The organism is Micromonospora sp. ATCC 39149 (genome assembly GCF_000158815.1).
Lineage (GTDB): Bacteria > Actinomycetota > Actinomycetes > Mycobacteriales > Micromonosporaceae > Micromonospora.
In genome coordinates, this window is record NZ_GG657738.1 from 2,083,514 (window position 1) to 2,096,549 (window position 13,036).

The window sequence follows — 13,036 nt, forward strand, 5'->3', positions numbered from 1 at the left end:
CGGCCGGCTCACCGGCGGCGGCAGCGGCCAGCGCCACTGCGCGTCCCGCCGGGCGGTCAGCTCGCCCGCGCCGGACGACAGGGCGGCCAGCAGGTCCCGGGCGGGCACCGCCGCGTCACCGCACCCTGTTCCGGCCACCGTCCGGACGGCCAGCACGCCCCATGGCAGCCGGGCCCAGAGCGCCGTTCGGCCGGTGGCCGCGGCGGGTCCGCCCGCTCCCGACCCGCCACCGGACCGGCCGGGGGCGGACCGGCCCCCGACCCGGACGCCGGGCGGGGTCGCCGGCTCGGCCGGGCGCAGCCGGACCAGCGCGGCCGGGTCGAGCCGGACCAGCCGGGCCAGGAACGCGCCCGCGTCGGCCACCCCGGTCAGCCCGTGTCCACCGGCTGGACCGGCGCCTCCGGCGGCCGGACCGAAGCCCTGTGGGCGCGCCGGGGCGTCGCTCACGCCGGCCTCCCGGCCGCGCCGCCGGAGGCGTACGACAACAGGAAGGCCCGCTCCTCGTCGGTGATCCGCCGGGGGCGCTGGGCGGCCAGGTCGAACGGGACCAGCACCGAGCGGGCGGTGCTGGCCAGCGTGTCGCCGTCGTACAGCTCGTAGGCGACGGTGAACCGGGACACCCGGATCTCCTCCACCCACAGCTCGATCCGGACGGTGGGAGCGGATTCCGCGGTGGCCCGGCCCAGCGCGTAGTCGACCGGGCGCAGGTAGTCGACCTCGTGCCGGCGGATGACCACCCCGTCGGCGAACGAGCCCACTCCCCATGCCCGGCCGCCGGCGAACATCAACGCCACCCGCGCCTCCTCGTAGAGGGTGAGGAAGCGCGAGTTGTTGACGTGGCCGTACGCGTCCAGGTCGGACCAGCGCAGCGTGCAGTGGTAGACGAAGCGGTCCGCCATGCTCAGTCGCGGGTGAGCTTGCGGTAGGTGACCCGGTGCGGGCGGGCCGCCTCGGCCCCGAGCCGATCGATCTTGTTCTTCTCGTACGAGTCGAAGTTGCCCTCGAACCAGAACCACTTCGCGGGGTCCTGGTCGTCGCCCTCCCAGGCCAGGATGTGCGTCGCGACCCGGTCCAGAAACATCCGGTCGTGGGAGATGACCACGGCGCAGCCGGGGAACTCCAGCAGCGCGTTCTCCAGGCTGGAGAGGGTCTCGACGTCCAGGTCGTTGGTCGGCTCGTCGAGCAGGATGACGTTGCCGCCGATCTTCAGGGTCAGCGCCAGGTTGAGCCGGTTGCGCTCGCCGCCGGAGAGGACCTTGGTCGGTTTCTGCTGGTCCGGCCCCTTGAACCCGAACGCCGCGATGTACGCCCGCGACGGCATCTCGACCTTGCCGACCATGAGGTGGTCGAGCCCGTCGGAGACGACCTCCCAGACCGTCTTGTCGCCGGCGAGGCCCTGCCGGTTCTGGTCGACGTACGACAGGGAGACCGTCTCGCCGATCCGGACCTGGCCGTCGGTGGGCTGCTCCAGGCCGACGATCGTCTTGAACAGGGTGGTCTTGCCGACGCCGTTCGGGCCGATGATGCCGACGATGCCGTTGCGCGGCAGCGAGAACGACAGGTTGTCGATGAGGACCCGGTCGCCGAAGCCCTTGGAGAGGTTGTGCGCCTCGATGACCGTGCTGCCCAGGCGCGGGCCCGGCGGGATCTGGATCTCCTCGAAGTCCAGCTTCCGGGTCTTCTCCGCCTCGGCGGCCATCTCGTCGTACCGGTCGAGGCGGGCCTTGGACTTGGTCTGCCGCGCCTTGGCGTTGGAGCGGACCCACTCCAGTTCCTCGGTGAGGCGCCTCTTCATCTTCGCGTCGCGGCGGCCCTCGACGGCCAGCCGGGCGGCCTTCTTCTCCAGGTAGGTGGAGTAGTTGCCCTCGTAGCCGACGGCCCGGCCCCGGTCCAGCTCCAGGATCCAGCCGGCCACGTTGTCCAGGAAGTACCGGTCGTGGGTGATCGCCATGACGGTGCCGGCGTACTTGGCCAGGTGCTGCTCCAGCCAGGAGACGCTCTCCGCGTCCAGGTGGTTGGTGGGCTCGTCGAGCAGCAGCAGGTCGGGGGCCTCCAGCAGCAGCTTGCACAGCGCCACCCGGCGGCGCTCGCCGCCGGAGAGCTGGGTGACGTCGGCGTCCGGCGGCGGGCAGCGCAGTGCGTCCATGGCCAGTTCGAGCTTGGAGTCGATGTCCCAGGCGTCGGCGTGGTCCAGCTCCTCCTGGAGCTTGCCCATCTCCTCCATCAGTTCCTCGGAGTAGTCCGTCGCCATCTGCTCGGCGATCTTGTTGAACCGCTCCAGCTTCGCCTTGGTCTCGGCGACCGCCTCCTCGACGTTGCCGAGGACGGTCTTGGCGTCGTTGAGCGGGGGCTCCTGGGCCAGCAGGCCGACGGTGTAGCCGGGCATGAGCCGGGCCTCGCCGTTGCTCGGCCGGTCCAGCCCTGCCATGATCTTGAGGAGGCTGGACTTACCCGCGCCGTTCGGGCCGACCACACCGATCTTGGCCCCCGGCAGGAAGCTCAGCGTCACGTTGTCGAGCACGACCTTGTCGCCGTGCGCCTTGCGCGCCTTTTCCAGGACGTAGATGTACTGGGCCACGGTGCGGGCTACCTCCGTTGATTGCTGATCACGACGCTTCGGGATGCGGGCGCGGGCTCCGTGGGCCGCTCGCCGCCGCCGGCCGGGAGCCGGCCACAACGCTCGCCGCCGCCGGCCGGGGGCCGGCCACAACGCACGCCGTCGTCAATCCTGACAGGTATGCCGGGCTACGCCCACATCACCCCGCCCACGGAGCACACGAACCGGCGGGAACCGCCGGGCGAGATCCTGCCGAACCAGTGGCCGATCATCGACCTGCGAGCCGGACGGCAGCGGTGATCACCTTCACGGTTCGGCCCGTGTGGGACGGGTAGGTAACTCCGGCACGGGGGCCAAGACGCCGCAGCTACGCTCAGTACGCTCATTGCGGTGGACCCGTCAGCACCCGGAGGTGGCCGAACGTGACCGTCCGTAGTTCCTTTGTCGTTGTGGCGAACCGACTACCGGTCGACGAGGTGATCACCCCCGAGGGGCGGCAGTGGCGACGCAGCCCCGGCGGGCTCGTCACCGCCCTGCACCCCGTCCTCGCCGAGCACCAGGGGACCTGGGTCGGCTGGGCCGGCGGCACCGGCCCCGCCCCCGAGCCGTTCGACCTGGAGGGCATCCGGCTGCACCCGGTGCCGCTGAGCGCCGACGAGTTGGAGCGCTACTACGAGGGCCAGTCGAACGCGACGATCTGGCCGCTCTACCACGACGCGGTGGAGACACCGGCGTACAAGCGCCGCTGGCGCGAGGCGTACCGGCTGGTCAACGCGCGGTTCGCGGAGGCGGCGGCGGAGGTCGCGGCCGACGGTGCGACGGTCTGGGTGCAGGACTACCAGCTCCAGCTGGTCCCCGCGATGCTCCGCGAGTTGCGCCCCGACCTGCGGATCGGCTTCTTCCTGCACATCCCGTTCCCGCCGATCGAGCTGTTCATGCAGATGCCGTTCCGCACCGAGATCCTGCGCGGGCTGCTCGGGGCGGACCTGATCGGCTTCCAGCAGCGGCTGGCCGCGCAGAACTTCGTCCGGCTGGCCCGGCACCTGCTCGGGCTACGTTACGAGGGGCAGATGATCCAGGTCGACGGCCGCCAGGTGAAGGCGGGCGCGTTCCCCATCTCCATCGACACGAAGGAGATGGAGCGGTTGGCCGAGGACCCGGCGATCCAGTCCCGGGCCAAGCAGATACGCGAGGAGCTGGGCAACCCGAAGACGATCATCCTGGGCGTCGACCGACTCGACTACACCAAGGGCATCGAGCTCCGCCTCAAGGCCTTCCGCGAGCTTCTCGCTGACGGAAAGTTGACAGTGCCGGACGCGGTTATGGTGCAAGTGGCCACGCCGAGCCGGGAACGGGTGGAGCACTACCAGGCGCTACGGGTCAAGGTCGAGCGCGAGGTTGGTCGGATTAATGGCGAATTTGGCAGAGTCGGCGTGCCGGCAGTGCACTATCTGCATCAGTCGTACAGTCGCAGTGAGTTGGCGGCGATGTACGTCGCCGCCGACGTCATGATGGTGACCCCGCTGCGAGACGGAATGAATCTGGTGGCCAAGGAGTACGTGGCATCGCGCGCCGACCAGGGCGGCGCGCTCGTGCTCAGTGAGTTCGCCGGCGCCGCGACAGAGCTGCGCCAGGCGTTTCTGTGTAACCCGCACGACCCGGACGCGGTCAAGGACGCGTTGCTCAAGGCCGTGCACGTGGAGAAGCCCGAGGCCCGTCGCCGCATGCGGATCATGCAGCGCCACCTGCGCACCCACGATGTGGGGCACTGGGCGAAGTCGTTCCTCACCGAGCTCGGTGTGCCTGATTCGGAGGTTGCGTGAACACGTCCGTCCACGATGAAACGGCCCTGGCCGCGGGAGTGCTGGCCCCGGAGCTGCGGGCGGCCATCGGGCGGATAGCCCGCGTTCCGCAACTCCTCGTCGCCTGTGACTACGACGGCACCCTCGCGCCGATCGTGGAGGACCCGAGCAAGGCCGTGCCGCTGCCCGAGTCGGTCGCCGCCGTACGCGCGCTCGCCGCGCTGCCGCAGACCACCGTCGCCGTGGTCTCCGGCCGGGCGCTGCGCGACCTCGCCGCGCTCTCCCGGCTGCCCAGCGAGGTCCACCTCGTCGGCAGCCACGGTTCCGAGTTCGACATCGGCTTCGTCGAGCGGCTCTCCCCCGAGCTGATCGCCGTGCGCACCCGGCTGCGCGACGTGCTGCGCGAGATCGCCAACGCCCACCCGGGCGTCCGGCTGGAGCGCAAGCCCGCCAGCGTCGCCGTGCACACCCGCGGGGTGGACCCGCAGGTCGCCGCCGCGGCGATCGACGCGGTCCGCACCGGCCCGGCCACCTGGGACGGCGTCACCGTCACCCAGGGCAAGGAGGTCATCGAGCTGTCCGTGGTGGCGACCCACAAGGGCACCGCCGTCGACCAGCTCCGCACCCAGCTCTCGGCCAGCGCCGTGCTGTTCATCGGGGACGACGTCACCGACGAGAACGCGTTCGGCAACCTGCACGGCCCGGACATGGGCATCAAGATCGGCCCCGGCGAGACGAAGGCGGACTACCGGGTCGCCGAGCCGATCGAGGCCGCCCGGGCGCTGGGCCTGCTGCTGGAGACCCGGCGGCACTGGCTCTTCGGGGAACGGGCCGTCCCGATCGAGCGGCACTCGATGCTCGCCAACGGGCGTACGGTCGCGTTGCTCACCCCCGAGGCCAAGGTCACCTGGCTCTGCCACCCCAAGCCCGACTCGGCGGCGATCTTCGCCGACCTGGTCGGCGGCGGGCCGGCCGGGCACTTCAGCGTCGCCCCCGAGCGCGGCGGCATCCCGCTCGGCCAGCGCTACCGCTCGGGCACGATGACCGTCGAGACCCGCTGGTCGGGCCTCACCGTCACCGACTGGCTGGACAAGCCGGCCCGGGAGACCACCCCCGACGGCCCGGCCGTCGTCACCGGCGACTCCACCCTGGTCCGGGTGCTCAGCGGCTCCGGGAAGATCCGGGTGGAGTTCGCCCCCCGGCCCGAGTTCGGCCAGGTCGCCACGCAGCTCCAGCCGGTCGGCGACGGGCTGCTGGTGCTCGGCTCCAACGAGCCGATCGCGCTCTACTCCCCCGGGGTGGAGTGGCAGGTCACCAACGACGGCGGGTACGAGACGGCGAAGGCCGTCGTCGACCTGTCCGCCGCCGGCGGGCAGGTGGTGCTGGAGCTGCGCTTCGGCACACACAGCCTGGAGCACCACCGGCGGACGGTCCACGATCGGCAGGCCGCCGCCGAGCAGCCGTGGAAGGACTGGGTGGCCTCGCTGCGGCTGCCCACCACCGCCCGGGACCTGGTGGCCCGCAGCGCGCTGACCCTGCGCGGCCTCTGCCACGAGGCGACCGGCTCGATCCTCGCGGCGGCGACCACGTCGCTGCCAGAGGAGCTGGGCGGCGTCCGCAACTGGGACTACCGGTACTGCTGGCTGCGCGACGCGGCGATGACCGCGCGGGCGCTGGTCGACCTCGGCTCCACCGAGGAGGCCGAGGGGTTGCTGCGCTGGGTGGACGGCTGCATCGAGCGCACCGGTGGGCACCCCGAGCGGCTGCACCCGCTCTACACGGTCGACGGGTACGAGCTGGGCGCCGAGGCGGTCATCGACACCCTGCCCGGGTACGCCGGCTCCCGGCCGGTCCGGGTCGGCAACCTCGCCAACCACCAGCTCCAGCTCGACGTGTTCGGCCCCATCGCCGACCTCATCGCCGCCGTCGCCGACGCCCGGGGCTCGGTCCGCGACGACGAGTGGCGGGTGCTGGAGAACATGGTCGAGGCGGTCCGCCGCCGCTGGCACGAGCCCGACCACGGCATCTGGGAGGCCCGCCTCCCCCCACGGCACCACATCTTCTCCAAGGTGATGTGCTGGATGACCGTCGACCGGGCGCTGCACGTGGTACGGCAGCACGGCGGCGAGGACCGGCCGGAGTGGGTGGAGCTGCGCGACCGGATCGGCGCCAACGTGCTGGAGTACGGCTGGCACTCCGACGTCGAGGCGTACAGCGTCGCGTACGGCGACGAGGACATGGACGCCTCGTCGCTGTGGATCGGCCTGTCGGGCCTGCTCCCGGGCGACGACCCGCGTTTCCTGTCCACCGTGCTGCGGATCGAGGCGGACCTGCGCAGCGGCCCGGTCGTCTACCGGTACCACTGGGACGACGGCCTGCCCGGGCGCGAGGGCGGCTTCCACATCTGCACGGCGTGGCTGATCGAGGCGTACCTGCGCACCGGCCGCCGCACCGACGCGGAGGAGCTGTTCGCCCAGATGATCGACACGGCGGGCCCGACGGGGCTGCTCCCCGAGCAGTACGACCCGCTGGCCGAGCGCGGGCTGGGCAACCACCCGCAGGCCTACAGCCACCTCGGCCTGATCCGCTGCGCTCTGCTGCTGGACAACATGCTCAAGCAGTGACCTGACGGGCGAAACGGGGCCGGCGGCACTCGCCTCCGGCCCCGTACGGCTGTCCGGGCCTCAGGGCCTCAGGTGTCGAGCACGCCAACCACGTCGCCGATCACCACGACCGCCGGGGGACGCAGCCCCGCCGCGACCACGTCGGCGGCCACCGCCCCGAGCGTCGAACGCAGGCTCCGCTGATCGCCGGTCGTCCCCTCCTGCACCACCGCGACCGGCGTGTCCGCCGGCCGCCCGTACGCGGTCAGCGTCTCGGTGATCGCGGCCAGGTTCTTCAGCCCCATCAGGATCACCAGCGTGCCGCGCAGCCCCGCGAGGGCGTCCCAGCGCACCAGCGAGGCCGGCGAGTCGGGCGCGACGTGGCCGGACACCACGGTGAACTCGTGCGCCACCGCCCGGTGGGTGACCGGGACGCCGGCCGCGGCCGGGGCGGCGATCGAGCTGGTCACCCCGGGGACCACGGTCACCGGCACCCCGGCCGCCGCGCAGGCCAGCAGTTCCTCGCCGCCCCGGCCGAAGACGTACGGGTCGCCGCCCTTGAGGCGCACCACGAACGCCCCGGCCAGGGCCCGGTCGACGAGGATCCGGTTGATCTCCTCCTGGGCGCGCGACGGCCCGTACGGGATCTTCGAGGCGTCCACCAGCTCGACGTCCGGGCGCAGCTCGTCGAGGAGCAGCCCGGGCACAAGGCGGTCGGCGACCACCACGTCGGCCTCGGTGAGCAGCCGCCACCCCTTCACGGTGATCAGCTCCGGGTCGCCGGGTCCGGCTCCGACGAGCGCCACCCGCCCGGCTGCCCGGTCTGCGGCCGGTTCGCGTCCGGCAGCCGGCCCGCGCCCCTCGGCCGGCGGGAAATTGACAGGGGGCCCTTCCTCTACCGAATCCGTTAACAGGGGGCCCTTCCTTGCACCGAGGAGGTCGCGGATGGCGTTGCGGACCGTCATGGCGCGGCGAGGGTCGCCGCCACCGAGGACGGCGACCGTGACCGGGCCGTGCCGGGTGACCGCCGGCGTCCAGGCGGTCGCGGCGGCCCGGTCGTCGGCCCGGACGCAGAAGATCCGCCGCTCGGCGGCGGCGGCGCTGACCGAGGCGGCGGCCGCCGGGTCGTTGACGGCCGCCTGGACCAGCCAGGCCCCGTCCAGGTCGTCGGGGACGAAGCGGCGCGGCTCCCAGTGCAGCCTGCCTGCGTCGACGTGGGCGCGCAGCGCGGGGGTCAGCTCCGGCGAGACCAGCAGGACGTCCGCGCCGGCGTCGAGCAGCGCCGGCACCCGCCGGGTGGCCACCGCTCCCCCGCCCACCACGACCACTCGCCGGCCGGCCAGGCGCAGGCCCAGGGGGGTACGGAACTCGGGGCGCTCACTTTCTCGGCCACCCCCGCCGAGTCGAAGGTGGCCACCTCGTGCAGCACCCGGACCGCGCCGGTGACCACGGGCAGGGCCAGCAGCGCGCCGGTGCCCTCGCCGAGGCGCAGCCCGAGGTCGATCAGCGGGTCGAGCCCGAGGTGGCGCAGTCCCGCCGTGGCGCCCGGCTCGGCGGAGCGGTGCCCGGCGACCATCGCGCCGACCGCGTCCGGGGCGAACGCGGCGGCGGCGAGCGCCGCGCTGACCGCGATCACCCCGTCGAGCAGCACCGGCACCCGGCGGGCGGCGGCGCCGAGGATCAGCCCGGCCAGGGCGGCGTGCTCCAGTCCGCCGACGGCGGCGAGGACGCCCAGCGGGTCGGCCGGGTCGGGGGCGTGCCGGGCGAGCGCGGCCCGCACCACGTCGATCTTGCGGGCGTACGTGCAGTCGTCCACGCCGGTGCCCCGGCCGGTCGCCTCGGCCGGGTCGACGCCGGTGAACGCGGCGATCAGGGCGGCGGCCGGGGTGGTGTTGCCGATGCCCATGTCCCCGGTGAGCAGGATGCCCGCCCCGGCGTCGATCAGCTCGCGGGCGACCCGGATGCCGGTCTCCACGGCGGCGCGGGCCTCGTCGCGGGTGAGGGCGGCGGTGACGGCGAGGTCGCGGGTGCCGCGGCGCACGTTCGCCGCCACGAGGCGGGGCGTCTTCGTGCCACCGGAGACGCCGGACGAGCCGTCCGCCTGGGCTGGGACGACCGGCAGCGGGGCGGCGACGCCGATGTCGACCACGGTGACCGAGGCGCCGGCCTGCCGGGCGAAGGCGTTGACCACCGCACCGCCGGCCAGGAAGTTGCCGATCATCTGCGCGGTGACCTCCTGCGGCCAGGGGGTCACCCCCTGGGCGTGCACCCCGTGGTCGCCCGCGAAGATCGCCACGGCGGCCGGCTCGGGCAGCGGCGGCGGGCAGGCGCAGGCCAGGCCGGCGAGCCGGACGGAGAGCTCCTCCAGGGCGCCGAGCGAGCCGGCCGGCTTGGTGAGCCGGCCCTGGAGCTCACCGGCGGCGACCATCGCCGGCTCGTCCAGCGGTCGGATCGCCGCGATCGTGGTGTGCAGCATCATGCCTCCAGGATCTCCGCCAGCGCCCCGGTGAACGCGTCGGTGGTGGCCCGGTCGCGCACGGCCACCCGCAGCCAGTCTGCGCCGAGGCCGGGGAATGTGTCGCCCCGACGTACCGCCCAGCCACGCTCGCGCAGGCGCTGCCGCACCCCGGCCGCGCCGGGGAGGTGGATCAGCACGAACGCACTGGCCGGGCGGCCCGCGACGCGTACCCCGGGCAGGGCCGCCAGGCGGGCGACCAGGTGGTCGCGGTCTGCCGCCAGCTCGGCGGCGATGGCGCGTTCGGCCGCGACGGCGGCCGGGGAGGCGCAGGCGGTGGCGGCGGCGAGCGCCGGGGTGGAGACCGCCCACAGCGGCTGGGCGGCGGCGAGGCGGGCCAGCAGCGGGGCCTCGCCGAGCAGGTAGCCGATCCGCAGCCCGGCCAGCCCCCAGGTCTTGGTGAGGCTGCGCACCACGACCAGGCCGGGCAGGTCCCGCCGGGCGGCGAGGGACTCCGGCTCGCCGTCGACGCCCGGCGCGGCGGTGGTGTCGGAGAACGCCTCGTCGACGACGAGGACGCGGCCGGGGCGGGCCAGCGCGGCGAGGGTGGCGGCCGGGTGCAGCACGGAGGTGGGGTTGGTGGGGTTGCCGACCATGACGAGGTCGGCGTCGTCGGGCACCCGGGCCGGGTCGAGCCGGAAGCCGTCGGCGGGGTCGAGCAGCACCCGCTCGACGGGGTGCCCGGCGGCCCGCAGCGCGGCCTCCGGCTCGGTGAACTGGGGGTGCACGACCACCGGCCGGCGCACCCCGGTCAGGGCGCGGGCCAGCAGCACGAAACCCTCGGCCGCCCCGGCGGTGAGCAGCACCTCCTCCGCAGGACGGCCGTGCCGGGCCGCGACGTCCGCGCGGGCGGGCCGGGGGTCCGGGTACGCGGCCAGCTCGCCGAGGGCGGCGGTGATCGGGTCGGCCAGCCAGTCCGGCATGGTGGCCCGGCGGACGTTGACGGCGAGGTCGATCAGGCCCTCGCCGATCTCGGCGTCCCCGTGATGGCCGAGATCCGGCACGTCGTGGCCGGGGCCGTCCCCGTCGGCACCGAGATCCGGCACATCGTGGCCGGGGTGGCCGGTGCCGTCGCCGTGGTGGTTCCCACCGGGACCGGGGGGGACCGCAGCGGGGGTGGGGGTGGCATCCGGCTCGTCCCGGGTGAGTGGTGGCGGCACCAGGTGAGCACGCATGTCCGCGATCCTGCCGGGAAGCCGCCGCGTGGGACAGCGCATGCCGGCGTGGGCCGCGTCACCTGCCGCAGGTTTATGAATTGTTCTCACGGATGAATCGGAAATGTCATAACTTGACCCCGTGAGCAACCGACCCCTTGCCTCCGCTGGTCGTCTCGTCCCTCTCCTCCGCGCCGGGCTGATCGCCGGCATCGTGATCGCCGGCGCGCTCTACCCACTGGCCGCCGTCACCGGCCTCGGCGCCCAGGCCACCGCGCACGCCGTGGAACAGAAGACCGGCATCCTGCGCACCGCGCTGCCCGCCGAGACGTCGTACGTGTACGCGCCGGACGGCCGCACCGTGCTGACGATGTTCTACGAGGAGTACCGGCGCTACACCAAGCTGTCCGACATGTCCCCGAACATCCAGCAGGCCATCGTGGCCGCCGAGGACAGCCGCTTCTACCAGCACCGAGGGGTCGACCCGAAGGGCGTCGCCCGGGCCTTCGTGGCCAACTCCCGCTCCGGCGGGGTGTCCCAGGGCGCGTCGACCCTGACCATGCAGTTCGTCCGGATGGCCCTGCGGGACAGCGCCAAGACCCCGCAGGAGGTCCAGGAGGCCACCCAGCAGACCAGCCTGCGCAAGGTCAAGGAGATGCGGATGGCGATGGACATCGAGAAGGAGCTGAGCAAGGAGCAGATCCTGGAGCGCTACCTCAACTCGGCGTACTTCGGCCACCGGGCGTACGGCATCTACGCCGCCGCGCAGATCTTCTTCACCAAGACGCCGGCCACCCTCACCCCGGTCGAGGCGGCCACCCTCGCCGGCCTGGTCAAGTCCCCCTCCGAGTACGACCCGGCCAGCTCCGACCAGAAGGACGCCACCGGCCGGCGCAACTACGTGCTGGACCGGATGGCGCAGCTCGGCTACCTCAGCCCGGACGCCGTCGCCGCCGCGAAGGCCGAGCCGATCCGGCTCAAGCTCACCGACCCGCCGAACGACTGCGCCTCGCTGCCGGAGAAGTACCACACCTGGGGCTTCGCCTGCGACTACCTGAAGAACTGGTGGAGCGCCCAGCCCGCGTTCGGGCAGAACCGGCTGGAACGGATGGACAAGCTGCGCCGCGGCGGGTACCGGATCGTGCTCAGCATCGACCCGAAGATCCAGGCGGCGGCCGAGAAGAACGTCGGGGCCCAGGAGAACACCGGCAGCCCGTTCGCCAACGGCATCGTGGTCGCCGAGCCGGGCACCGGGCGGGTCAAGGCGATGGCGGTGAACCGGAACTACTCGCTGGACATCAGCGAGAACGGGCCCAGCTCCAACCCGGAGGCCTCGCCGAAGGTGAAGGCGAACTACCCGAACACCGTGGCACCCCTGCTCGGCGGCGGCGACCTGCCCGGCTACCAGGCCGGATCGACGTTCAAGATGTTCCCGATGCTGGCCGCGCTCAACGCCGGGATGCCGCTGTCCACCGCGTACGACTCGCCGTACCGCTACCACTCCGAGGTGTACGACGGGTGGGCCCCGTCCAACGCCAGCGGGGCGATGACCGGCCGGCAGACCATGTGGTCCGGGTTCGGCAAGTCGGTGAACACCTACTTCGTCCAACTGGAGGAGAAGGTCGGTGCGGACGCCGCCGTCCGGCTCGCCGAGCAGCTCGGGCTGCGCTGGCGTACCGACGTCGACCGGGAGCATGCGTCGCCGGCCAAGGCCAGGAAGTGGGGCGCGTTCACCCTGGGCGTCTCCGACGCCACCCCGCTGGAGATGGCGAACGCCTACGCCGCGATCGCCGCCGACGGGCGGTACTGCGAGGCGATGCCGGTCCAGTCGATCAGCAAGCGGGACGGCACCCCGGCCACGTACACGACGGCCGGCGGGATCGAGCGGGAGGTCGCCAAGCCGCGCTGCCGGCAGGTGGTCAGCGCCGACGCGGCCCGCGCCGCCACCGACGCCGCCCGCTGCCCGACCGGCGACACCCCGGCGAAGGGGAGCTGCGGCGGCTGGTCCACCGCCGACAGCGTCCGGGGCACGGTGGGGCGGCCGGTGGCCGGCAAGACGGGTACGACCGACAGCACCCGGTCGGCCTGGTTCGTCGGGTACACCCCCGAGCTGGCGGCGGCGAGCTTCATCGCGGACCCGGACAACCCGTTCAACGCGGTAGGCGACGGCCAGTCCCAGATCCCGATCGCCGCGGTCGCCAACACCCTCCGCGACGCCCTCAAGGGCCAGCCCACCCGCCAGTTCACCCCACCCTCCGACGCCATCGTCGGCTGACGCCACGGGCCGGTCACGCGGGAGTGCCGAGCACCGCGCCGGCCCGCGCCGCCGCGACCACCCGCGCCCCGATCTCCGGGTACCCGGCCCAGCGCACCGTGAGTTGCGAGGCGTGCACGCCCCGCCAGAC

The 13,036-nt window shown here is 73.3% G+C and carries 8 protein-coding genes and 1 pseudogene; 3 read left to right on the forward strand and 6 right to left on the reverse strand.

Features of this window, described 5'->3' with window-relative positions; genetic code table 11:
- The 3 genes and pseudogenes from MCAG_RS08595 to ettA all read right to left on the reverse strand — a co-directional run.
- Positions 1–372 (reverse strand): annotated as a pseudogene (locus tag MCAG_RS08595) (hypothetical protein); the annotation flags it as partial.
- 71 nt (positions 373–443) lie between these two features.
- Entirely contained in the window at positions 444–899 is a 456-nt protein-coding gene (locus MCAG_RS08600; protein ID WP_007072572.1) for a thioesterase family protein, read from the reverse strand.
- Positions 900–901: 2 nt separating this feature from the next.
- Positions 902–2,578: an energy-dependent translational throttle protein EttA gene (gene ettA, locus MCAG_RS08605; protein WP_007072573.1), complete on the reverse strand. Its 1,677-nt coding sequence runs from the start codon at positions 2,576–2,578 to the stop codon at positions 902–904.
- A 401-nt stretch (positions 2,579–2,979) separates the two neighbouring features.
- On the opposite strand from ettA, the gene MCAG_RS08610 reads away from it, so the two are divergent.
- Both MCAG_RS08610 and otsB read left to right on the forward strand, forming a co-directional pair.
- Positions 2,980–4,380, forward strand: a complete 1,401-nt coding sequence (locus MCAG_RS08610; RefSeq protein ID WP_007072575.1) for a trehalose-6-phosphate synthase — start codon at positions 2,980–2,982, stop codon at positions 4,378–4,380.
- The gene (otsB, locus tag MCAG_RS08615) at positions 4,377–6,983 is read left to right on the forward strand and encodes a trehalose-phosphatase (protein WP_050777910.1); all 2,607 of its coding nucleotides are present in this window, start codon (positions 4,377–4,379) and stop codon (positions 6,981–6,983) included. Before MCAG_RS08610 ends, otsB begins: the two co-directional genes overlap by 4 nt.
- A gap of 68 nt (positions 6,984–7,051) precedes the next feature.
- Here otsB and cobA read toward each other — a convergent pair whose 3' ends face one another.
- The 3 genes from cobA to cobC are packed head-to-tail and all read right to left on the reverse strand — an operon-like array spanning position 7,052 to position 10,652.
- Entirely contained in the window at positions 7,052–8,311 is a 1,260-nt protein-coding gene (gene cobA, locus MCAG_RS08620) for a uroporphyrinogen-III C-methyltransferase (protein ID WP_369751357.1), read from the reverse strand.
- The gene (gene cobT, locus MCAG_RS08625) at positions 8,197–9,438 is read right to left on the reverse strand and encodes a nicotinate-nucleotide--dimethylbenzimidazole phosphoribosyltransferase (RefSeq protein WP_007072578.1); all 1,242 of its coding nucleotides are present in this window, start codon (positions 9,436–9,438) and stop codon (positions 8,197–8,199) included. The genes cobA and cobT overlap by 115 nt, the downstream gene beginning before the upstream one ends.
- On the reverse strand, positions 9,438–10,652 hold the full coding sequence (gene cobC, locus MCAG_RS08630; RefSeq protein ID WP_007072579.1) for an Rv2231c family pyridoxal phosphate-dependent protein CobC: 1,215 nt from the start codon (positions 10,650–10,652) through the stop codon (positions 9,438–9,440). The genes cobT and cobC overlap by 1 nt, the downstream gene beginning before the upstream one ends.
- A 121-nt stretch (positions 10,653–10,773) precedes the next feature.
- Here cobC and MCAG_RS08635 point away from each other — a divergent pair, with 121 nt between their 5' ends.
- Positions 10,774–12,906 carry a transglycosylase domain-containing protein gene (locus MCAG_RS08635; protein ID WP_007072580.1) on the forward strand — a complete coding sequence of 711 codons (2,133 nt, stop codon included), beginning with the start codon at positions 10,774–10,776 and terminating at the stop codon, positions 12,904–12,906.
- Positions 12,907–13,036: the final 130 nt, after the last annotated feature.

What these genes read in the sequence shown, in the direction of transcription:
- MCAG_RS08600 (WP_007072572.1), bottom strand. Translation starts at nt 899, where the DNA reads ATGGCGGACCGCTTCGTCTACCACTGCACGCTGCGCTGGTCCGACCTG.
- cobT (WP_007072578.1), bottom strand. Translation starts at nt 9,438, where the DNA reads ATGCTGCACACCACGATCGCGGCGATCCGACCGCTGGACGAGCCGGCG.
- cobC (WP_007072579.1), bottom strand. Translation starts at nt 10,652, where the DNA reads ATGCGTGCTCACCTGGTGCCGCCACCACTCACCCGGGACGAGCCGGAT.